18 protein-coding genes and 1 riboswitch are annotated in these 21,804 nt (G+C 45.6%); of the genes, 14 read left to right on the top strand and 4 right to left on the bottom strand.

Annotated features, from left to right (window positions below):
- Positions 1 to 17 precede the first annotated feature (17 nt).
- The 5 genes from F4V51_RS17355 (at position 18) to F4V51_RS17335 (ending at position 5,550) form a co-directional block, all read left to right on the top strand.
- Positions 18 to 1,208 (top strand): MFS transporter, encoded by a 1,191-nt coding sequence (locus F4V51_RS17355; RefSeq protein WP_236146581.1) that lies wholly within the window; start codon positions 18 to 20, stop codon positions 1,206 to 1,208.
- An 84-nt stretch (positions 1,209 to 1,292) separates the two neighbouring features.
- Positions 1,293 to 2,018, top strand: coding sequence for a phosphonate ABC transporter ATP-binding protein (locus F4V51_RS17350; RefSeq protein WP_153979006.1), 726 nt, complete (start codon positions 1,293 to 1,295; stop codon positions 2,016 to 2,018).
- A 22-nt stretch (positions 2,019 to 2,040) separates the two neighbouring features.
- Complete coding sequence (locus tag F4V51_RS17345; protein WP_141236922.1) at positions 2,041 to 3,357, top strand: hypothetical protein; 1,317 nt, start codon at positions 2,041 to 2,043, stop codon at positions 3,355 to 3,357.
- Positions 3,350 to 4,048 (top strand): response regulator transcription factor, encoded by a 699-nt coding sequence (locus tag F4V51_RS17340; RefSeq protein ID WP_095286490.1) that lies wholly within the window; start codon positions 3,350 to 3,352, stop codon positions 4,046 to 4,048. Before F4V51_RS17345 ends, F4V51_RS17340 begins: the two co-directional genes overlap by 8 nt.
- The gene (locus F4V51_RS17335; RefSeq protein ID WP_153979005.1) at positions 4,045 to 5,550 is read left to right on the top strand and encodes a sensor histidine kinase; all 1,506 of its coding nucleotides are present in this window, start codon (positions 4,045 to 4,047) and stop codon (positions 5,548 to 5,550) included. Before F4V51_RS17340 ends, F4V51_RS17335 begins: the two co-directional genes overlap by 4 nt.
- Before the next feature lie 76 nt (positions 5,551 to 5,626).
- On the opposite strand, the gene F4V51_RS17330 is transcribed toward F4V51_RS17335, so the two are convergent.
- Complete coding sequence (locus tag F4V51_RS17330) at positions 5,627 to 6,853, bottom strand: glucose-1-phosphate adenylyltransferase (protein WP_153979004.1); 1,227 nt, start codon at positions 6,851 to 6,853, stop codon at positions 5,627 to 5,629.
- A gap of 196 nt (positions 6,854 to 7,049) precedes the next feature.
- Between F4V51_RS17330 and glgB the strand changes: the two genes are divergently transcribed.
- The 3 genes from glgB (at position 7,050) to F4V51_RS17315 (ending at position 12,339) form a co-directional block, all read left to right on the top strand.
- On the top strand, positions 7,050 to 9,056 hold the full coding sequence (gene glgB / locus F4V51_RS17325; protein WP_153979003.1) for a 1,4-alpha-glucan branching protein GlgB: 2,007 nt from the start codon (positions 7,050 to 7,052) through the stop codon (positions 9,054 to 9,056).
- On the top strand, positions 9,053 to 10,495 hold the full coding sequence (glgA, locus tag F4V51_RS17320; protein WP_127536736.1) for a glycogen synthase GlgA: 1,443 nt from the start codon (positions 9,053 to 9,055) through the stop codon (positions 10,493 to 10,495). The genes glgB and glgA overlap by 4 nt, the downstream gene beginning before the upstream one ends.
- Before the next feature lie 137 nt (positions 10,496 to 10,632).
- Positions 10,633 to 12,339: a right-handed parallel beta-helix repeat-containing protein gene (locus F4V51_RS17315; RefSeq protein WP_153979002.1), complete on the top strand. Its 1,707-nt coding sequence runs from the start codon at positions 10,633 to 10,635 to the stop codon at positions 12,337 to 12,339.
- A 75-nt stretch (positions 12,340 to 12,414) separates the two neighbouring features.
- Here the strand turns inward: F4V51_RS17315 and F4V51_RS17310 are convergent, their stop codons facing one another.
- Both F4V51_RS17310 and F4V51_RS17305 read right to left on the bottom strand, forming a co-directional pair.
- A complete protein-coding gene (locus F4V51_RS17310; RefSeq protein ID WP_153979001.1) occupies positions 12,415 to 14,166 on the bottom strand; it encodes an alpha-glycosidase in 1,752 nt (583 codons plus the stop codon).
- A gap of 252 nt (positions 14,167 to 14,418) precedes the next feature.
- Positions 14,419 to 15,594: a M20 family metallopeptidase gene (locus F4V51_RS17305; protein ID WP_153979000.1), complete on the bottom strand. Its 1,176-nt coding sequence runs from the start codon at positions 15,592 to 15,594 to the stop codon at positions 14,419 to 14,421.
- A 205-nt stretch (positions 15,595 to 15,799) separates the two neighbouring features.
- Here F4V51_RS17305 and F4V51_RS17300 point away from each other — a divergent pair, with 205 nt between their 5' ends.
- From F4V51_RS17300 to F4V51_RS17290, 3 genes are all read left to right on the top strand, one after another.
- Entirely contained in the window at positions 15,800 to 17,239 is a 1,440-nt protein-coding gene (locus F4V51_RS17300) for an ABC transporter substrate-binding protein/permease (RefSeq protein ID WP_397332670.1), read from the top strand.
- Positions 17,226 to 17,951 (top strand): amino acid ABC transporter ATP-binding protein, encoded by a 726-nt coding sequence (locus tag F4V51_RS17295; RefSeq protein WP_153978998.1) that lies wholly within the window; start codon positions 17,226 to 17,228, stop codon positions 17,949 to 17,951. The genes F4V51_RS17300 and F4V51_RS17295 overlap by 14 nt, the downstream gene beginning before the upstream one ends.
- A gap of 263 nt (positions 17,952 to 18,214) precedes the next feature.
- Positions 18,215 to 18,414: riboswitch (cyclic di-AMP (ydaO/yuaA leader) on the top strand.
- A 2-nt stretch (positions 18,415 to 18,416) separates the two neighbouring features.
- On the top strand, positions 18,417 to 19,091 hold the full coding sequence (locus F4V51_RS17290) for a 3D domain-containing protein (RefSeq protein ID WP_153978997.1): 675 nt from the start codon (positions 18,417 to 18,419) through the stop codon (positions 19,089 to 19,091).
- A gap of 119 nt (positions 19,092 to 19,210) precedes the next feature.
- On the opposite strand, the gene F4V51_RS17285 is transcribed toward F4V51_RS17290, so the two are convergent.
- Positions 19,211 to 20,002 carry a polysaccharide deacetylase family protein gene (locus F4V51_RS17285; protein ID WP_153978996.1) on the bottom strand — a complete coding sequence of 264 codons (792 nt, stop codon included), beginning with the start codon at positions 20,000 to 20,002 and terminating at the stop codon, positions 19,211 to 19,213.
- Between the two features lie 151 nt (positions 20,003 to 20,153).
- Between F4V51_RS17285 and F4V51_RS17280 the strand changes: the two genes are divergently transcribed.
- The 3 genes from F4V51_RS17280 (at position 20,154) to F4V51_RS17270 (ending at position 21,789) form a co-directional block, all read left to right on the top strand.
- On the top strand, positions 20,154 to 20,495 hold the full coding sequence (locus F4V51_RS17280) for a prenylated flavin chaperone LpdD (RefSeq protein ID WP_153978995.1): 342 nt from the start codon (positions 20,154 to 20,156) through the stop codon (positions 20,493 to 20,495).
- Between the two features lie 124 nt (positions 20,496 to 20,619).
- The gene (locus tag F4V51_RS17275) at positions 20,620 to 21,291 is read left to right on the top strand and encodes a PspA/IM30 family protein (protein WP_153978994.1); all 672 of its coding nucleotides are present in this window, start codon (positions 20,620 to 20,622) and stop codon (positions 21,289 to 21,291) included.
- 96 nt (positions 21,292 to 21,387) lie between these two features.
- Positions 21,388 to 21,789, top strand: coding sequence for a DUF350 domain-containing protein (locus F4V51_RS17270; RefSeq protein ID WP_095286503.1), 402 nt, complete (start codon positions 21,388 to 21,390; stop codon positions 21,787 to 21,789).
- Positions 21,790 to 21,804 lie beyond the last annotated feature (15 nt).

Below are 21,804 nucleotides of genomic sequence, written 5' to 3'. Positions count from 1 at the left end.
CAGGAGGAATGAAATTCGTGTCATCCATTAATGTCGCAAAATCATCACATTCTACATCCAACTATCTCATCCTGATCATCGTTATAGTTGTAGCAGGGATTAGTCAGGGACTATTGCTTCCTGTACTATCCATTTTTCTCGAGCAAAAAGGGGTATCACCAGGGTTGAATGGCCTCAATGCAGCAGCGCTGTATGTAGGTTCCTTTGCAATGACTCTGGTCGCTGAACGGCTGCTCGGAGCGGTTGGTTTCAAAAAGCTGATTGTCGGCGGCCTGTTATTTGTTATGTTTCCCCTGATTCTTTTTCCGTATTTACCGGATATTAAAATATGGTTTATTCTTCGTCTCGTCGTTGGTATAGGCGATAGTGCATTACATTATGCTGCTCAGCTCTGGGTCCTTCTCGTGACAGCACCCGAAAAGAGAGGTCGTTACATATCCCTATATGGCATGTCCTACGGACTTGGCTTCAGTATCGGCCCATTGGGCATCAAGCTGCTCGGATTTGGCGAGGCAGTGCCGTTCTGGGTTCTTTTTGTTTGTATGGCGGCTGTGCTTCTGCTTGTATTAATGAAGCTTCCGGATACCAAACCGGAAAAAGCAGAGCATGGTCAGCTTCCGGAACGCCGCTTCCGACGCAGCTGGGCCTGGGCATGGTATGCGTTAATACCAGCTCTACTTTATGGCTATATGGAAGCCGGGATGAACAGCAACTTTCCGGTATATGGCTTGCGGATCGGTTTAGACGCCAATCAGATCTCATCTTTACTGCCGTTTGTGGGAATAGGAGGTTTGTTTCTGCAGTTACCTCTGGGCATCCTCAGTGACCGCTTTGGACGTAAAAAAGTGTTAATGTCTGCTGGTATTGCAGGCGGGGTGATGTTCATGCTGGTACCTGTGGCCGGAACTCACTTCTGGTGGACGCTGGTACTCCTGACCGTAGCTGGTGGGCTGGTAGGATCGTTTTTCTCGCTTGGACTTGCCTATGCAGCAGATATTTTACCAAAGGCACTTCTTCCTGCAGCAAACGTTGTGGCCTCATTCCATTTTACGATAGGCAGTATTCTGGGGCCGAATCTGGGTGGACAGATGATCAATTGGATCTCACCCGGAAGCATGTTTATCCTGCTTGGTTGTTTTTATCTGCTTTTTGGTGCCGCAGGTGTCCTGTTCCAACATAAACCAAGTTCTCATTCTGTGTTAAAATAGAAGCTGGTGTTCGCATGGAAATTGATGTCCATTTCCGAGTACACTATATAGTAGGGAAAAACATGGACAAGAGGAGACATCGCGATGATCAGAGTTGAGAATTTGATTAAATCCGTTGGAGCGGACCGTGTTCCGGTTCTGCGGGATATACGATTTGATATGCAGCAAGGTGAAATGATCGCAGTAGTCGGTTCAAGCGGCAGTGGAAAAAGCATGCTGCTCAAGTGCCTGGCCATGATGGAGAAATGGGATGGTGGCCGATTTACGGTTGACGGTGTCGAAATTTTGAAAGAAGGCTGGTCCGGCAAACGGAAAATTAAGCGTGAATGGGCATACTTGGAACAGAATCCTCAGCTCTATCCTAGAAAGTCAGCACTCAAAAACGTATTGATCGGCCGGTCTGGTCAGACGCCTTGGTGGAGAATGGTGACTGGAATGGTCCTTTCTGATGATTACATGGGTGCCATGGATTATCTTGAAGGCCTTGGACTTTTGGATAAAGCTCATCAAACTGCAGAAAAGCTAAGCGGTGGTGAGAAGCAGCGCGTAGCGATTGCCCGTGCACTCGCCCATGGGGCGAAAGTCATTCTCGCGGATGAACCAGTAATTGGGCTTGACCCACATACTGCCGACACAGTACTCGAGACGCTGCGGAAACTGTGCGAAGAAGAACGGGCAACGGTTATTGCCGTGTTACCCATTGAGATGGCGGAGAAACATGCAGCTCGCATCTGGGGTCTTGCAGAAGGCAAGATTGCCTTTGATATACGTGGACGTAGACTGACACAGAAGGAAAAAAACATGATTTAAACTATTGAAATGAGTGATGAAATTGCTTAACTCAAGATGGGGGCGCCTGTTAGCGTGTGGAGCAGTGACAGTGGTGCTCGGCTCCGTTCTTAGCGGATGTACGGTCATAAGCGACCCCAAGGGCTTGATGAAGAAACCCATGCTGTCCACGGACAAAGAAAAATTGTTTTACGTTGTTCAGAAAGAGCAGCCGCCAGAGAGCAATCTGATTCGTCCCAAAGACATGAACAATACCAGCATGATTCGTGTTGAAGATCTCGACGGGGACGGCACGCGCGAAGCTATCGTATTTTACGAAACACCCAATGAGAATGTGCGTATCCATGGCATGCTCCTGGAGGAACAGGGAGATACGTGGGTTAAGAAGCTGACGTTTGACGTTCCGGGAAGTGAATTGCAATCCTTTAAAGTGTTGGATATCACAAACGATGGAAACCCGGATATCATCCTCGGTGTGAGTCTGCAAGACCAAAAAGCACTGACGGCGTATTCATATAATGGCGGTGCACTTGAGCAGGTATTGGGTGGAGTCCCTTATAACCAGTATATTATTGATGATCTGCAAGGTAACACATTGGACATGAATGGGGATGGAAAAAGCGATTTTGCCATTGTAGCCCTAAATAACAGTGGGTTTGCAAGTGTAGCGTTGTATCAGTATGACGAAGGCAGCTTTAAGGAAGTTGATCGGCTGCAAACCGATTATACCGTTAAAGAGATCTACAATGCGCTTGGAGGAGAAATCGCCAAGGATAAGATGGGTATTGTGCTGGACACAGAGCTGGATGACCGCAGTTCATTCTCACAACTGATCTATGTGAAGGATAACAAACTGGTGAATGCCTTCAAATCCCCTGATCAAACCTATAGAGATGACAAAATTTTAAGCGGTGATTTCAACAATGATGGTATTATTGAATTTGGACTAAAGGAAACGCCAAAGGGCTGGGAACATTACGTGTTTGACTCCCGCATGTGGTTTTATACCTTTTATCAATGGGATGGCAAGGATGGAAAAGAATTTGTTTCGTTCCAGTATCGTGATGATGCCAATCTGTTTCATTTAAATCTAAAGCCGGAGTGGTACGGGAAGATTACCATTGATACCAAGTCGGAAAAAGAAAAATATATTCGATTTAAAATGATTGATACGGATGAAACCGTGGGTGAAATTAAATATTTCACGCTTTCTCAGTGGGAACAGGAAAAAGGAAAGAGATGGAAGGAAATTACCCGAACAAACGACCGGGTGATTGCTTCACGTAATGCGCAGGATAGTAATGATGGATTACTTGATAATATGTCTCAGCTGAACAGAAAGGGAGAACTAAATGAGTAAAGTACTTATACTTGAGGATGAAGAATCCATCCGCAGTTTTATCGTTATCAATTTGAAGAGAAACGGGTTCGAAGTGCTTGAAGCAGGAGATGGGCATGAAGCACTTCGCATATTGCAAACTGTACCCGATATTGACCTGGCTCTTCTTGATGTCATGGTACCTGGAATTGACGGTTTCGAAGTGTGTCGTCGCATCCGTGAAACCAATGAACGTTTGGGCATCATTTTCTTGACGGCCAAGGTTCAGGAACAGGACAAGGTATATGCTCTTTCTGTTGGAGCTGACGATCATGTAAGCAAACCATTCAGCCCGACCGAACTGATCGCACGAATCCAATCCTTGCTGCGCAGAGTAAATGTGCATCGGGAAACTGCAGCTAAGGTCACATTCCAATCGGGGCCGTTTTCTCTTGATTTAATCTCCAAACAATTTAAAAAACAAAATGAATTGATTGAATTGACTCCAACGGAATTTTCACTTATTCAATTCTTCCTGGAAAAAGAGAATACACCACTTAGCCGTGATCTGCTCCTGGATCATGTATGGGGCAAGGAATATATGGGAGATCCCAAAATTGTGGATGTGAACATTCGCCGCTTACGCCAGAAAATCGAGAATAATCCTTCCGAACCTGAATACCTGCAGACTGTATGGGGTCACGGTTATAAATGGAAGGGCCGGGAGCAATGATTAAAAAAGGCATCACCAGGCAGATCGTACTACATTATTTTTTCGTAGTTCTGCTTGCTCTGTTATTGGTGGAATTTATTTTTATGCTTGCGGTGCAGCGGTATTATTACGAGAGTATCTACAATACCATCAGCTCTCATATTTCCATGTCAAAAGACTTTTTGGAGCCCATTGCCCGTGAGGATAATGCGGATAATGGTAATCTGTCGAAGTTACTTTCGAACCTGGAACTATCCAGCACAGAGCTCGAAATTCTTGATCTCAACGGACGAGTTCTTGCCAGCTCTGCTGCCTTCGAGTCTGACCGGGCTGTGATGCAGACAAGTGATATTATGCAGGCCATAAATGGCAATACGGGACGGTGGGTAGGCAGACAACCGGGCACCGGTGAGCAAGTCATGGCCGTTTCGCACAAACTTGATCTGGGTGGCGAGAATACGTACATTGTAAGATATCTGACTTCACTCGAAAATGTAAACTCGAAGCTGCTTGTCATGGGATTGCTTGCCGTTGCCGTCGGGATTGCCGTTATGGCCATTGTTCTGATTATCAGTATTGGTATGGCGAACTCCATCGTGCGTCCCATTAACAATATTACCGCAGTATCTGCCCAGATGGCGAGAGGACGTCTGGATGTCAGAGTCAAAGGGAACTATAAGCACGAACTTGGTGAACTGGCATCTACACTGAATTTTATGGCTCATGAGATTGTTCGCAGTAACCAGATCAAGGATGATTTTATATCATCCATTTCCCATGAGCTCAGAACACCACTGACCAGTATCAAAGGCTGGAGTGAAACGTTGGACTCAGGCGGATATGATCCGGATGAGACACGTATCGGCATGAGCATTATCTCGAAAGAAACAGAACGCTTAATTGGGCTTGTCGAAGAGATGCTGGATTTCTCCAAACTGCAGCAAAATCAGATGAAGCTGGTCAAAGGTACGGTCAGCATTCGCGAGATTGTGCAGGAAACGATGTTAAACGTCTGGGCCAAAGCGGAACAAAAGCAAATACATTTGAAGCTGGAAACAGATGAGACCCGTGCTTTTAACGTGCATGGTGATGGAAATCGCCTAAAACAGGTATTCCTGAACATCGTGGATAATGCAATTAAATTCTCACACGAAAATTCGTGGATTTATCTGTCGGTAAAAGAAGAGGACGGGAAGATCATAGCTGCTGTGCAGGACACCGGGATCGGGATTAGCGAGGAGCATCTCATCAAGGTACGTGATCGATTCTTCCAGGTCAATCACCAGAATGGTGGAACAGGATTGGGGCTTGCCATTACGCAAGAACTCGTGGAACTGCATGAAGGAACAATTACGATACAAAGTGAACTAGGATCGGGTACAACCGTCACGATAGAACTGCCCGCTTTGCCGGAAGAAGAGATCATAACCGAGCATCCGGTTGATGAACTCCCTTCAGAAACGCATCAAGAGAGCGGGGAACAACACATCAAACCGGGTTCAGATACAGGCAAAAGCGAATAGACATCCGATTGACAATCGACACCTTCTGAAAGCACCAAAAAAGGCGAGCCATTAACGGCTTGCCTTTTTTGGTATATTATGAAGAGAGTTCGCCAGCGCGCAAGCGGCCGGTTTTCTCATATACTTCTTTCAGAATACGTGCAGGCTGAGTGCGGACTGCCGGTTTGGCAGATACAACCTCATTCGGGCCTACAACGACAATTTCATCAGCCGTGCCTTTGACAATGGCGCCGTCCTTGATCATGGCACCTTCACCAATAATGGCACGTTCGATGTGAACACCTCTACCGATACGGGCATTTGGCATAATTACACTGTCTTTGACTTCAGAACCTTTACCTACTTCAGTACCGCAGAAGATAACAGAGCGCTCTGCACGGCCTTCAATGGCGCATGACTCATGAACCATGGAGGACGCATGCTCAGCACGGGAATGACGAGCTTTGTGAGCACTTAATTTGGTTTTCCAGTCGCGAGTGAACATCGGCCAGTGTTCTTTGTGCAGGCTCCAGTTTTCTTCGTTATGCAGCAGATCCATGTGAGCATCCCACAAGCTTTTTACAGTACCAACATCTTTCCAGTACCCATCGAAGTTATACACGAAAAGAGAGTTGTTTTCATTAAGCATTTGAGGAATAACGTCTTTACCAAAGTCATGACTGGAATTCGGATTAGCCGCATCCAGCAGAAGATGGCGTTTCAGATACTCCCAATTAAACATGTAAATTCCCATGGAAGCCAGGTTGCTTTTTGGTTCAGCAGGCTTTTCTGCAAATTCGGTCACACGCATATTTTCATCCGCAGCCATAATTCCGAAGCGATGTGCTTCATCCCAAGGAACTTCCATGACTGAAATAGTCGCAACCGCTTTGTTGGCTTTGTGGGATTCCAGCATGTCGCGATAATTCATGTGGTAAATGTGGTCTCCCGACAAAATTAGAACATTTTCGGGGTTTTGCTGGTCAATATAGTCCATATTTTTATAAATGGCATCCGCCGTTCCCAAGTATTCGTCATTTCCTGTATGATAAGATGGAAGCAGGGAGATTCCTGCCTCTTCCGAATTCCCATGTCCCCATGGTTCTCCTCCACCAATGTGATCGTGTAAAGATTCAGCTTGGTACTGCGTCAATACGCCAACCGTATCGATTCCTGAGTTTACGCAGTTGCTGAGAGGAAAATCGATAATCCGGTAGTGCCCGCCAAACGGTACAGCGGGTTTAGCAATACTTGAGGTCAATGGGGCTAATCTTTTCCCCTCTCCTCCCGCCAGTAGCATAGCGATGCAATCTTTATTAAACATAATCGTTTCCCTCCCAAGATATTTGTCCAGTGTAGTACTTACATAAACGCAAAGTGGAGCTGTTGAAACGATGTATACTGTAAAATTCCTGTAAAATTACAACATTTTTTTAAACACGTCATTTTTCTTTTCAACTTGGCTAGAATGGGGTAATGGTTAACGTTATATCTATTTTCTAGGGGAAGAAGGTGATCTCTTGGCCATTCAACCATTGGCAGATCCGGCCATTTCGCCGGAGGATATCTATTTGTTTCATGAAGGAAACCTTCATCACAGTTATCGAATATTAGGCGCACAACCTGCGACTGAGGATCATCGTCAGGGGTATCGCTTCACTGTCTGGGCTCCAAATGCCAAAGAAGTAGGACTGGCTCTTGACCGCAATGATTGGAAAGGTGAACAGGCACCTTTATATAAGATACCCGATTCTGGATTTTGGACTCGTTTTTTTCCGGAAATCAGTGAAGGAACTTTATACAAATTCCGTATTTTAACGGAAAACGGAACAGAACTGCTAAAAGCAGACCCGTATGCATTCCACGCCGAAGTTCGGCCTCGGACTGCTTCCATTACAAGTTCCATCCAGGGATACAAATGGAACGATGGTGCATGGAGACGGAAACAGAGGGCTGTATATAACAAGCCTTTACATATTTATGAAATGCACATCGGAACATGGAAGCGCAAGGAAGACGGCTCTTTATACAGTTATAGAGAGATCGCGGATCTGCTCGTTCCTTACTTATTAGAAATGAAATACACACATGTGGAGATGATGCCGCTCAGTGAACACCCTTATGACCTTTCCTGGGGGTATCAGAGTACGGGATTCTTCGCCCCGACAAGCCGTTTTGGAGGTCCTCAGGATCTAATGTATTTAGTGGATACACTACATCAGGCTGGAATAGGAGTACTGCTTGATTGGGTGCCTGCTCACTTTGCCAAGGACGCCCATGGTCTGCGTTTGTTTGATGGCACACCGCTGTTCGAATATGCAGATCCATTGCTGGCTGAGAAACCAGGGTGGGGCACCCTAAGTTTTGATTATTCGAAACCGGAAGTTCGTTCATTCCTTATCTCCAATGCGCTGTATTGGATGGAAATGTATCACTTTGATGGACTGCGTGTAGACGCGGTTACCAGCATGTTAAGGCTTGACTTTGAAAAGCATTCTGGCCAATTTCGTCCCAATGCAGACGGGGGGTTGGAAAATAAAGAAGCTGTTGCCTTCTTGCAGCAACTCAATGAAACGATTTTCAAGTATTATCCCTATGCGCTGATGATGGCTGAAGAGTCCAGTGCATGGCCGATGGTCACGTCTCCTGTGGACGTAGGCGGACTGGGATTCAATTATAAATGGAACATGGGTTGGATGAACGATACGCTGGACTATATGAAAACCGATTTCCACAATCGTCCGTCGAAGCATCATTTGCTGACATTTCCTGTGGTGTACTCCTTCTCTGAGAATTATGTGCTGCCTCTGTCGCATGACGAAGTCGTACATGGCAAAAAGTCCTTGCTGGACAAGATGCCTGGATCGTACGAACAAAAATTTGATGGCATGCGAGCTTTCTTGGGTTACTTCATGACTTTCCCAGGCAAAAAGCTGCTCTTTATGGGCGGAGAATTTGGCCAGTTCATTGAATGGAAAGATGAGGATGAGCTGGATTGGTTTTTGCTGGATTATGACAGTCACCGCAAACTCCACAAGTTTGAACGTGATCTGTCTGAGCTGTACCTGAGCGAAAAAGCTTTGTGGGAGCTTGATCATTCCCTGGACGGATATGAATGGATCACTCCGGATGACCATGGCCAAAGTGTCATTTCATATGTACGCAAAGGAAAAAAACCTGCGGATACACTCCTTGTGCTTGTTAACTTCCAGCCGGTCAAGCGGGAGCGTTACCGGATTGGTGTCATGCGTCCCGGTATGTATGCCGAAGTTCTGAACAGTGATCATCCCGATTACGGGGGATCAGGTATATTGAATGATATGCAGATAGCTACCGAAAAGATTCCTTTTCATGGCCATCCCCACAGTCTGGAGATTGTTTTGCCTCCGCTAAGCGTGGTTATTCTAAAAAAGAATACACGTCGGAAAACGGGTGAGACAGCAAATGAAGTCGCATCGGTCAGACCAAAAGCACTCAAAAATACAAATAAGACCACTGCCAAAACAAAAAGGGGGAAGAAGGCGTGAAACTTTTATTCGCTGCTGCCGAGGGCCATCCATTTATCAAAACGGGTGGACTCGCTGACGTTATTGGAGCTTTGCCTCAAGCCTTGAAAAAGGCTGGGGCAGATGTTCGTGTCATTTTACCCAAATATAAAGGGATTCCTGACGAATATAAGGAGGCCATGAAGCCGGTTATCGTGACGGATGTTCCACTGGGCTGGCGCAGACAATACTGCGGCATTGAGATGCTCGTCCATGACGGTATCCCCATTTATTTTGTCGATAACGAATATTACTTTGGCCGTGATGGAGTCTACGGGTATATGGATGATGGGGAGAGATTTGCTTTCTTCAATCGCGCGGTACTCGAGGTATTGCCGCTGCTGGACTTCAAGCCGGATGTGCTTCATAGTCATGACTGGCATGCGGGAATGATTCCGCTGCTGCTGCAGGCACATTACGCACATGAGCCATTCTATAGTGAGATCCGTACCGTATTCACCATACATAATCTGTTGTATCAAGGTGTATTCCCGCATTCGTTATTCAGCGATTTGCTTGAACTGGACGACCGATATTTCACCATGGATGGCGCAGAATATTATGGTAATGTCAATTTTCTAAAATCAGGTATTGTCTATTCTGACCATGTAACAACAGTCAGCCCCACCTACGCACAGGAAGTGAAAACTTCCTATTACGGCTATGGTTTGGACGGTTTGCTTAGCTCGCTTGGAGAACGTTTTACCGGAATTGTGAATGGTATTGATACCAAGAGTTACAACCCGGCGACGGATAACAAAATCCCGGTGAAGTACAGAACAAGCCTTTCCAAGAAAACGGAGAATAAGATTGAGCTGCAGAAAGAGCTCGGGCTGCCTGTCCGTCCAGACGCACCATTGATGGTCATGGTTACCCGACTTGTTGACTCTAAAGGACTTGATCTCGTTTGTCGCATATTGGATGAGCTGTTGTATTATGATGACATCCAGTTCGCCGTATTGGGAACCGGGGATCCTGCCTACGAGCATTGGTTCCGGGAGGCGTCCTATCGTTATCCACTGAAAATGTCAGCCCAAATCAAGTTCAACGATGGATTATCCCGTCGTTTCTATGCAGGAAGTGATATATTTCTCATGCCTTCCAAGTTTGAACCGTGCGGTATAAGTCAGCTGTTAGCACTCCGGTATGGCAGTGTGCCGCTTGTCCGTGAAACGGGTGGTCTTAACGATACTGTGCAGGCATACAATGAGTTCAGCGGTGAAGGGAACGGCTTCTCGTTTACCAGCTTTAACGCACATGACATGATGAATACGATCCGTCGTGCAGAGAAGTTGTATCGCGAGCCCGACCACTGGAAGAAGATTGTGAAAAATGGCATGAACGGGGATTACAGCTGGGATGTTTCGGCTGATGAATACATGGACATTTATCGCAGCATTACTGTTGAAAATACAAAATAATGACCAAACCACGGAGCCGCAGTATATATCGTACTGTGGCTTTTTTTGCAGAATAAATCCGGAGCCATGTTGGAATGCCCTGTAGAGGTCGAATGAAGTGAATGAGGTTGAAAAATGGATGAAAGAGAGTTGGTAAAATGGCCAATCATATTAATTTCACCTCCACTTATAATCCGAATCTGGAGGCATGGGGTGGGAATGAAACATTTGATCCACTCAAGATGAACGCAATGTTTAGTCAGATCTTGGGGAATATTGCAGCGGTTGAATCTTCTATCCCTGGAAATATCATTGACGTTAGAAACTTCGCTCCGGGTGATGGAACTGACCAATCCGCACAGATCAAAGCTTTTTTTGACTCAGCGCAAGAAGGTGATATCTTACTATTCACGCCAGGACACTACAAAGTCATAAAATCGGGATGGTTTTATACGTTTTATGGAAAAGCGGTAACCATCAGAGCTCATCCGGGAGCCATATTGGAAGTTTCGGATCAGGGTTTACGCTTCGAAAACAGCAACCACATTGAAGTAAGTGGCCTAACGTTAAGGCGTACAACTCAGGCTGGATGGGCCAAAGGAAGAACAGGTATTTACGTAGAGAATTCCAACAATGTCATATTGCAGAATAATGATATTAGCAAATTTACGGACGGCATCGGTGTGAACGGTTCAACCAGTCAGGAGAATCCTTCAAGAAATGTTATCATTAGAAACAACAAGCTTCACCACTTGGGTGAAGAGCCCATTGCAGTGAGGACCAATCTGGCCTTTGTCATCATTAGCCAGAATGACTGCTACCGATACTTGGGGGACGGAATCCTCATTAAAGCAACCTGGAACGTATTTGTAACGACAAACTATCTTCATACACCCGTATTGTCAACCGATGCAGACTATACTACGTTTACAGCGGGCCAGCAAGGGTCCAATGTGCCTAAAGTAGGTGGAGGCATTACATGTAACAATGAAGGTGGCGAGACAGGGGCACGGAGCCTCCATATCCATGATAACAGTGTGATCGGAACAGCATTTGGCGTAGGGCTTATCGGTTTTAGAGGCGCATTTGTCACTTCAAACTTCTTCAGTAATATTCGAAATAGCTCTGTCGTTTCTGTCTCCTTTCTCCCTTCCCAATTCAACCCAAATGATGAGAGCAACCATATTTTTGTGATTCAGGGCAATTATATTGATAGCATTTTAAGGTCGAATCCTACAGCAGCCATTGAGGCCAGAACCAATAACGGGATTGAAGGCATGGATATTGGCGTTATCTCCGATAATATCGTGATTCCTAATGGCAATCATTGGGGAATTATTGCAGACGGAAACATCATCATCAAAGGCAATTATATTGCCAAAGCAGGCATTGCTATGGACTTGAGTAATGGGGTAGTCGCCACCGGCAATATCATTCAGCCTGGTTTTGTCACGACCAATCCTGACCGGATGGTCAGCATTAATGATCATGTGACATTCACAAGCAATTCCATTTCGGGTAAAGGCACATCACTAAAAATTCGTGGATCAAACAGCGTCATAACGGGCAATCGCATGAACTATGATGGGAATTGGTGGGCAGTCCATTTTGATAATGCCAATCGGGTTGTGGAAAATAACATTATCAAAGATAATGTGCTGCTGGTATCGTCTAGTGCTACTGGTCGATATTTATTCGGGTCCAGCGCTTTTTCGAATGGAAAAAACGTCGTGATCGATGTGGTTAAGGACAACAACGGTTCTGTCTATCAACTGGTGAACGACCTTGTACTGACAGGACCCAACTCCACCCGCTGGAGAGTCACTGTCGATGCCAATGGTAATATCAAGGGGACCAAGGTTTAGCAATTATCATAAAAAAACCTCCTAAACACCAGATCGAGGAAAAGGTGCATGGATCTGATGAATTAGGAGATTCCTTTATGAAGGATCTAACTGTCTGTATAGAATTCGATAACCGTAAGGATCGAGTTTAATGTTCATGATGCCCTCTGTGGGAATAACGAGGTCTTCGGTTAGCGCATCTCTCCAGTCCCTGGTCTCCATAGGGTGAGAGAGGGTGCGTACATCAGGCGTATTATTCATCCAGACGGTAAAGTGAAGCTGATCATCCATTCGCTCGTATACGATACAGGGGTCGTTGTGATCCGCTTTCAGGAAGCGGAAGCGCCCTTTGCGAAGAGCCTCATTGCTTTTGCGCAGATCAATCATCAGCCGGTAGAAGTCATAGAGCTCCCGATCTTGCTTGGCAGGGTCCCATTCCATACATTTGCGGCAATCGGGATCTCCTTCACCGCTGATGCCTACTTCATCTCCATAGAAGATACACGGCGTACCGATGTAGGTAAACAGGAATACAACGGACAGTTTTAATCGGCGTTTGTCTTCACCGCATCGAGAGAGCAGGCGAGGTGTATCATGACTGCATAACATATTGAAGATCACTTCATTGGTTTGCTGGGGATACCGCATTATAAGGGAGCCCATTTCATTCGCAAAGTTGTAGCCATCCATGGATCCGCAGAAAAATTCCAGGACTTTGTCGGCAAAAGGGTAGTTCATGACGGAATCAAACTGGTCACCCATCAGCCATGTCAGGGAATCACTCCAAACCTCGCCCACAATATAGGCTTCCGGGTTTGCCGTTTTAACAACCTTACGGAAATCCCGCCAGAAGTGGTTATCCACTTCGTTCGCTACATCCAATCTCCAGCCGTCGAGCTTGATCTCCTTAATCCAGTATTCCGCGACATCGAGCAGATACGCTTTCACTTCCGGATTGGCCGTGTTAAATTTCGGCATATTTCCATAAAAACCGAAGGTATCATAGGTAGGTATACCGTTCTTAATACCAACAGGAAATTCATTGATATGAAACCAGTCTGCATACTTTGATTGTTTTCCATTTTGCAGCACATCCTGAAAAGGCGGGAAATCTTCACTGCAATGATTAAAAACAGCGTCAAGCATGACGCGGATACCACGCCGGTGGCATTCCTCGGTGACTTTTTTGAGCAAATCATTATCTCCAAAATGCGGATCTACTTTTTTATAATCAATGGTGTCATATTTATGGTAGGAGTTGGCTTGAAAGAGGGGGGTGAAATATATAGCATTTACGCCAAGCTTGGTTAGATCATCCAGATGATCGAGGACGCCTTGCAGGTCTCCGCCAAAGTAGTTATCCAGCTCGGGTGTACCTCCCCAGGCATGAGTTCCTTCGGGATTAAGGTCTGGATTGCCATTGGCGAACCGTTCGGTCATGATCTGGTAAAAAACCGCTTCTTTGGCCCATTCGGGAACCTTAAATACATCAATCTCATGAATGTACGAGAATTCGTAATATCCTCCAGTAGGGTAAGGGGGATCTCGGTGAATTCCATTGTCAGCCAGAAATACATTTTCATGACCCGCTGTGACTCGAAAAATATAGGTGAGTCGTTTGAATTTGGGTTTAACCGCAGCCTCCCAGTAGTCGAACATGCTATCCGAAGCAGCCTTTTCCAGTTGGATTTCCCTGTAGGTTCCGTCCCAATCATATTTATCACCGGTCAGTGCAGTCACATAGTCTACATCATCTCTCTTCGTACGTACACGCAGATGAATCGTAGACGTGTTGTAGGCATAGGCCCACTTGTCACGGGGAACGTGATACATCGCTTCGAGCAGCATGACAGCACCTCCTGTATCAAGATGAGTATAGCATTACATAACCAAGCTAGACAGCAAATGAACCATAAAAGGTTTACATAATTAGTAAAATTTTCATTGTTTTCATCGTTTTCATTTCACAAGCATCTCCAGGTTAGGCTTGAATATACGTATGCAAAATAAAGAAAAGAGGTGTTTTCTGTAGACCGGGTGATATCCGTCCAATCTGTAGAGAACACCTCTTTGGTTGTGTCTGTAAACTTAAAACTTATATTATCGTAGAGCCTGTTCAAACTCTGTTCGAATCGTTTGCAGCAGCTCGGGCTTCGTTAGCACATCATAAGCTGTTGCGGCAATTGCCTTTGCACCCAAGATCATACCATCGAGTGCCCGCTCCTGTAATGCCAGATCACGGAATTCGATGGAGTGCAGGGTGTGAACCTCATCAACGACACGAATGTAAGGATGAATTGCAGGACAGCGTAAGGATACGTTACCGATATCCATGGAGCCATGATCATTTCCGCTAACGATCTCGTCTTGTGGAATACCGAGTTCCATGAGGTTTTCACTAAACGCTGCAGATAAAGATTCATTGGTTACCATCTCATCATACGACGTTTCGTAATTCGAAGTCACAAGACGACAGCCTGTTTGGAGTGCGGAACCTTCGGCAATCTGAATGACACGCTGCGTTAGCATGTTAAGCTCTTTTCTGGTTGCGGCACGTACGTAGAATTGGGCTGAAGCATAGTCGGGGATGATGTTGGCAGCCTGACCACCGCTATTAATAACACCATGGATCCGGACAGTGCTTCTCACTTGCTGGCGGAATGCATTAATGCCGTTAAAGGTTTGGATAACGGCATCGAGAGCATTGATCCCTTCATGCGGACTGGCCGCGGCGTGAGAGGATTTGCCGTAGAATTCGAATTGCACAGCATCAATGGCCAGAGAGCTGCCCGATTTCTCATAAGCATAGTAAGGATGGGCCATCAGTGCGACATCACAATCATCAAACAGACCTGCTTCAGCCATTGGAACTTTGGCGCCACGAGTTTCCTCGGCAGGTGTGCCGAATACTTTCAACGTTCCTCCAACTTCATCCAGAATGGACTTTAGACCGACTGCAGCGCCCAGGCTCATCATACAGATCAGATGATGGCCGCAAGCGTGACCAATCTCGGGAAGTGCATCGTATTCGCATAACAGCGCTATGGTTGGACCTTTTTTGGCAGCAGCGTAGGTGCCGATAAAAGCTGTATCCAGTCCAAGTACGGGAGCCTCTACTTCGAAACCGTGAAATAACAGTTCTTCCTTTAGGCGGGCAGAAGCAAGGTATTCCTCGTTCCCGAGTTCGGGATTAGCACCAATGTATGATGAAATCTCCTTAAAACGGGAAGCATATTGATCAATAACCGTCAAAATTTGTGATTTAGTATGTGTCATCGTGAACTCCTTCGTGCAAAATGAAAATAATTTAGTCATTATATCATGTTTGCTTGGTTTTTTCAGAAACAAGTCAGGATTTGTAAGTTGAAAACTCATTGCATAATCATGCATTGTACTTTATAATGACTCAGGCATCAACATGAGGAAGCACATAATGTATTATAAGGGGAGAACAGGGTTGAAATTGATTAGTCGTTACACCATGATGCTGTTGACCTTTGTCGTTTTATTGACGGCTGCCGTTCCTTCGGCGCTGGCAAGTGGAACTACGGGCACTTCAGACAGTAAAAAATTGGTTCTCGGCACGAGTGCCGACTTTGCACCATATGAATTCCATAAAGTGATTAATGGCAAGGATGAGATTGTCGGATTTGATATTGCCATTGCCAAAGAGATTGCTGCCGATCTGGGCGTAGAACTTGTCATAGAAGATATGGGTTTTGACGGCCTGCTGCCTGCCTTGCAGAGTGGACGCGTGGATATCGTTATTTCAGGCATGACACCGACAGAGGACCGCAAAAAAAGTATCGACTTCTCGGATACCTACTATAAATCGAAACAAGTCATCATGGTTCGCAATGAGGATAAAGACAAATACCCAACCATGGCTGCACTGGAAAATGAAAAAATCGGAGCACAGAAAGGTTCGATTCAGGAAACGATCGGACAGAAGATTCCTGGAGTCAAGCTGACGTCTCTTGATAAAATCTCGGACATTGTGCTTCAACTTCAGACGAAGCGGATCAACGCTGCAATCGTAGAAGATACGGTTGCCGCAGGCTACCTGGACGATATGATTGGACTTGCTCCTGCGGTTCCGGACGAAGAGCAAGTAGCAGCAGCGATCGGGATTCGCAAAGGCAATACGGAGTTGCTTAATGCCGTTAATGGTACGCTTGAACGATTGAAGAGTGAAAATAAAATTGATCAGATGGTAACGGAAGCCAGTCAATTGATGGCAGACCGTGAGGTCGCATCGCCAAATATTTTTGAAGTATTCTGGCAGTACAAAAGCTTCTATGCTACGGGCGTGGGTTATACCCTCTTATTGTCTGCACTTGGTGTAATCTTCGGGGTAATCATTGGTTTGATCATTTGCCTGTTCCGAATGCATGATACAGCAATTTTGCGGTGGATTGGTACGGCTTATGTAGAAGTCATTCGTGGTACGCCGATGCTGGTTCAATTGATGATTATTTATTATGGTCTTGCCTTGACATTTGGTATTACGTTCTCGCCTCTTCAGGCGGGTATCTTAACTCTTTCCATCAATAGTGGTGCTTACCTTGCAGAGATCTTCCGTGCAGGGATTCAAGGCGTTGACCGCGGTCAACTGGAAGCAGCCCGTTCGCTTGGGATGGGTAGAGCCGCGGCCATGAGATTTATTATTTTGCCACAGGCCTTCAAAGCTGTGCTGCCTGCTATCGGTAATGAATTCGTAACGATCATCAAGGAATCTTCCATTATCTCGGTCATTGGTATGGTTGATATCATGTATCAGGCAAGTGTAGTCAAAAACATTACGTACCAAGGAATGAATCCGTTCCTTATTGCAGCAGCCATATACTTTGTATTGACATTTATTTTGTCCAAGCTGCTGGGTCGACTGGAAAGGAAGTTGAGTGCAAGTGATAGACGTTAGACAATTACACAAATCCTACGACAAAAACGAAGTACTAAAAGGCATAGATGTCTCAATTGGCAAGGGCGAGGTCGTTGTTGTGATTGGTCCTTCAGGATCAGGCAAAAGTACCTTCCTGCGCTGTCTTAACCTGTTGGAGCAGCCTACTTCAGGTGAGATTAATTTCGAAGGCGTATCGATCACGGATCCCAAACACAACATTAATGCAACGCGGGAGAAAATGGGGATGGTGTTCCAGCACTTTAATCTGTTTCCGCATAAAACTGTGGAGCAAAACATTACCATTGCCCCGATTAAAGTCAAAAAACAGTCTGCACAGGAAGCCAAGCAGATTGCCGCAGACTTGCTTAAAACCGTGGGGCTGTTGGATAAAAAAGATGCTTATCCGAGTCAGCTGTCTGGTGGACAGAAGCAGCGGATTGCTATTGCCAGAGCGCTTGCGATGCAGCCGCATGTGATGCTGTTTGACGAGCCGACATCTGCACTTGACCCTGAAATGGTTGGTGAAGTGCTCGACGTTATGAAACGCCTGGCTGAAGGCGGCATGACTATGGTTATCGTTACCCACGAGATGGGCTTCGCCCGTGAAGTCGGTGATCGCATCATCTTTATGGATGGCGGTGTCATTGTGGAAGAGGGGACACCAGATGAAGTATTTGGTCAGCCTAAGCATCCACGTACGCGTGACTTCCTCGGTAAAGTCTTGTCATAGCCTTTGAGCATGATCCAGTCAGTAAACCGCATGAATAAGAACGAACAAAAAACGAAATCAAACAACCTTGCTCACGTCACGTTTGCAGGGTTGTTTTTTGTGCATGGATAAGTATCCATTGTTGTAAAAGTAACTTTTCTGTCATCGTTCCATAGCTGCTTGATCGCTCTTTAATAAGAAAAATCCTTATTTCTAAGCAGCATTATGTGTTGTTTAAAACAGTTGGTAACATTTACTACGGTCCCTGGTTACAAAATTGTGATATATTGTTCCTGCCGAAACTTCCTGAGGAGGAAGTGTGGAGGATGTAACGATGCAGACCGTGGAGGGGAAGATTGATAAGCACGCTGCTTGGGGTGAATTAGGGGTACATAACGCAAGACGAATGTAACAGAGACCTATAGGGTGGTTTCCTCCATCCGAATCCGACAACTAACTTCGCAGGCACAATGAGGGAGGAAGACCATGATTAAGAAGAGAACTATAGCCAAAACAGCAGCAGCCCTGCTGACAGCAGCAATGCTCATTCAGGCCGTTCCAGCTCACGCTGATTCTGTTCACGTGGCCAAAGAAGGGGATACCTTCTATACCTTATCGAAACAATATGGAGTTGGACTGAACACACTGGTTAAAGCAAACAGTGATATTTCGCCTTACAACATTTATGGTGGTTTAAAAATTACGATTCCTGGAAAAGCAAACACGGCCTCAGCTGCTCCAGCAGCGAAGAGCTCTACGGGTGCAAAAACGATTACGACCGCTAGCCTTGATGTGAATGCTGACGATAAAGTCGTTCAAGCTTGGGGCAAAACGTTTGATTACAGTAAGTCCATTGATGTGAAAGCAACAGCGTACTCTGCAGCCGCTTCCGAAAATGGTGGATGGGGTGCTGTTGATTACTTCGGCAATCCACTTGAACTCGGCACAATTGCCGTAGACCCTAGTGTGATTCCATTGGGTACGAAGGTTCTTGTTACAGGTCACTCCCATCCGGGGCTGCCTAAGCAGGCATTTGTGGCTACTGCCAGGGATATCGGCGGGGCGATCAAAGGAAAACGAATTGATATTTTCATTCCTGGGAGCCAGAAGTCAGTGAGCACATTCGGTTTTCAGGATGTTGAACTTTATATCTTGAAATAAGTATCAGTGCCAGCAAAAGGGTGCCTTTATTCACGATTAACGTGAAATAAGGGTACCCTTTGTCTTTATTAACACGCGCAAAATGGTTAATTCATAACTTGTGTTGTTTCGTCTAACCATTATTTGCTTTTTGGCAATTGCAGCATTTCGTCCAAAGTCACCAGATTGAAGCCCCTGCATCGCAGTTCATCTATAATCTCCGGAAGTGCTCCGATGGTACCGGACAGATTGGAGCCCACGCCTCCGCCCGCATGCTGAAGAATGATGGAGCCTGGCTTGACTGCAGATAAAACATTCTGCTTCACTTCCTCTTTGCTGAGGCCTTTCCAATCCAGCGAATCCACATTCCAGTTGACGATGCTGTATTGCTGTCTTGCGGCCCATTGCAGCTGTTTCTCATTAATGTCCCCGTATGGAGGACGAATCATTTTAGGTGTATACCCGGTCAGTTTACGAATAATGTCGCCGGTATGTAGAATTTGTTTGCGAAAAGCATTCAAAGACAGCTTGCTGAATTCAGGGTGGTTGTAACTGTGGTTCCCAACAATGTGACCTTCCCTAACGATTCGTCTGACGAGGTCGGGATGTTTCTCTGCCCGGTTGCCAACAATAAAAAAGGTTGCTTTTACATTATATTTCTTTAAAATATCCAATACCTGTGGAGTGAAGCGCGGATCAGGCACATCATCAAAAGTTAGTGCTACCTGTCTGGTTGAAGGCCCATTGGTTTTGAACGTATCGGCATATTTCTGCCTGAGCTGACCGAGTGTCAGCTGTTCATCCTCAGATAAATCCGGCTCTGCAGCAGGTATGCTCTCTGGATCGGTTTTTGCCAGCACTTGTCCAGGTAAATAGCTTCCACTCATAAATATAAGGATCAACATGGAGAATGCGATGAGGCGAATACGCATGATATAGCCTCCCTTGTCAAATTGCGTTCTCTTTGGTATGCCCGCGGTGATGGTTCATTATGCATAAATGTGAGAAGTTTCATTGTCCAATTCAGTCGATAAGCTCATAATTCCACCATTACATATACACACAAAGGATGGGTGGATTAGGATGAGTACGTATGATTTGAAATCAGTTCGTTTGCAGGTCTTTGAAGCTGGAGAAGATAAGATATTTTTGGTCACGGGTGGGAAAGCTCATATAGGGGCTGTGGCGACCTTTTATCCGGAAAGAGAACGCGTGGTGGGGACGGCAGTCCATATTCCAGGGCATAAGGAACAGGAATTGTGTGAGCGTCTTGCACGTAAGGCCGCAAATTCTCTTAAGGTGACCGTAACCGTCATTATGGGGATTCATTTTGACGCCATTACACGTGTACAGATCGATGAGATCGTACAGACGGCGGAGAAGCTGCTCGAAGACCATTTAACCCTGGCGAATGATATTAAATAGTAGATTTTGGGTAAGCCGGAATCGTGTTTTATGATTTTTTTTGGTAAAATTGAAACGGGATGAAGGTTACCACGTATGTATGATTATATACAAGGATGTAATATCGACTAGGAGGAATACCATAATGTCCATTTTCAAACGTTTGCGTGATTTAACGATGTCTAACATTAATGCCATTATTGACAAGGCAGAAGATCCAATCAAAATGACGGATCAATATATCCGTGATATGCAGGAAGATCTGGAAGATGCAGAAAAGGCTGTAGCACAACAAATCGCGATTGAGAAAAAATTCAAGCAGCTGTTCGAGGAACAGGAAGCATTGGTGAAGAAACGTGAGGAGCAAGCTCATACTGCAGCACGTGCACAGAACATGGATCTGGCTCGCCGGGCTCTGGAAGAGAAAAAAGCTGCCGAAGTAAAAATGGCAGAATATAAAACAAGCTATGATCAGAATAAGGCTGCTGCAGACAATCTGCGCGGCAAGCTGGATGAAATGCGCAAGCAATTGACACAAATGAAAAATAAGCGCGAAACGCTGGTAGCGCGTTATAATGCAGCAAAAGCACAAACCGAAATCAACAAAGCGCTGAACGGATTCAGTTCCGATACAGCTAGTGCTGGCATGAAACGTATGGAAGAGAAAATGATGCAAATGGAAGCACAGGCTGAAGCGAGCAACGAAATGTCTTCCAAAGGAAAATCACTGGATGAAGAGTTCGAGAAACTCGGCAAAGATCAGGCCGTTGAGGATGAACTGGCGGCACTCATGAAGCAGTACGAAAATAAGAACTAAACCTTGCATCTCAGGCAGGGTTCACTGGCGGAGGAGAGACAGCGTTTCTCCTTCGCTTTTAAATGCGGTTCATGTTGATAAGTGGGGGCTGTGTAAATGGATTTGAACATTTTGGCGATGCTGGTCTGGACGTTATCTGGCTCGGTTTTGCTTTTTGTTTTGATGTATGTGGATTCATTGTTTACGAAGTATAAGGATTTTGCGGAAGTTAAGGCAGGGAACATGGCGGTTACGACACGGATGGTCATGAAGCTGTTTGCTCAAGGCTATGTGCTTGCCACTTCGATTTCGACTGCGGGTCATCTGGGTGAAGCGCTGCTTGTGTCGGTTGTTTCATTTGTCATCCTGCTTATTCTGGAGAGCGTTGTACACTTTATGATTCGCACATGGGCCAATCTTGATCTGGACACAGGAATTCAGCAAGGGAAGACAGGATATGGCTTGTTCTCCGGTGCTTTGCACATTGTGGGCGCATTAATTATTGCAGCTTGTTTATAAGATAACGAACGGGAG

The organism is Paenibacillus xylanilyticus, assembly GCF_009664365.1.
Lineage (GTDB): Bacteria > Bacillota > Bacilli > Paenibacillales > Paenibacillaceae > Paenibacillus > Paenibacillus xylanilyticus_A.
This window is presented reverse-complemented; position numbering and strand designations above follow the sequence as displayed.

What these genes read in the sequence shown, in the direction of transcription:
- F4V51_RS17300 (WP_397332670.1), top strand. Translation starts at nt 15,800, where the DNA reads ATGATGCTGTTGACCTTTGTCGTTTTATTGACGGCTGCCGTTCCTTCG.
- F4V51_RS17335 (WP_153979005.1), top strand. Translation starts at nt 4,045, where the DNA reads ATGATTAAAAAAGGCATCACCAGGCAGATCGTACTACATTATTTTTTC.
- F4V51_RS17285 (WP_153978996.1), bottom strand. Translation starts at nt 20,002, where the DNA reads ATGCGTATTCGCCTCATCGCATTCTCCATGTTGATCCTTATATTTATG.
- F4V51_RS17275 (WP_153978994.1), top strand. Translation starts at nt 20,620, where the DNA reads ATGTCCATTTTCAAACGTTTGCGTGATTTAACGATGTCTAACATTAAT.
- F4V51_RS17305 (WP_153979000.1), bottom strand. Translation starts at nt 15,594, where the DNA reads ATGACACATACTAAATCACAAATTTTGACGGTTATTGATCAATATGCT.
- F4V51_RS17270 (WP_095286503.1), top strand. Translation starts at nt 21,388, where the DNA reads ATGGATTTGAACATTTTGGCGATGCTGGTCTGGACGTTATCTGGCTCG.
- F4V51_RS17340 (WP_095286490.1), top strand. Translation starts at nt 3,350, where the DNA reads ATGAGTAAAGTACTTATACTTGAGGATGAAGAATCCATCCGCAGTTTT.
- F4V51_RS17280 (WP_153978995.1), top strand. Translation starts at nt 20,154, where the DNA reads ATGAGTACGTATGATTTGAAATCAGTTCGTTTGCAGGTCTTTGAAGCT.
- F4V51_RS17310 (WP_153979001.1), bottom strand. Translation starts at nt 14,166, where the DNA reads ATGCTGCTCGAAGCGATGTATCACGTTCCCCGTGACAAGTGGGCCTAT.
- F4V51_RS17350 (WP_153979006.1), top strand. Translation starts at nt 1,293, where the DNA reads ATGATCAGAGTTGAGAATTTGATTAAATCCGTTGGAGCGGACCGTGTT.
- F4V51_RS17330 (WP_153979004.1), bottom strand. Translation starts at nt 6,853, where the DNA reads ATGTTTAATAAAGATTGCATCGCTATGCTACTGGCGGGAGGAGAGGGG.
- F4V51_RS17315 (WP_153979002.1), top strand. Translation starts at nt 10,633, where the DNA reads ATGGCCAATCATATTAATTTCACCTCCACTTATAATCCGAATCTGGAG.
- F4V51_RS17290 (WP_153978997.1), top strand. Translation starts at nt 18,417, where the DNA reads ATGATTAAGAAGAGAACTATAGCCAAAACAGCAGCAGCCCTGCTGACA.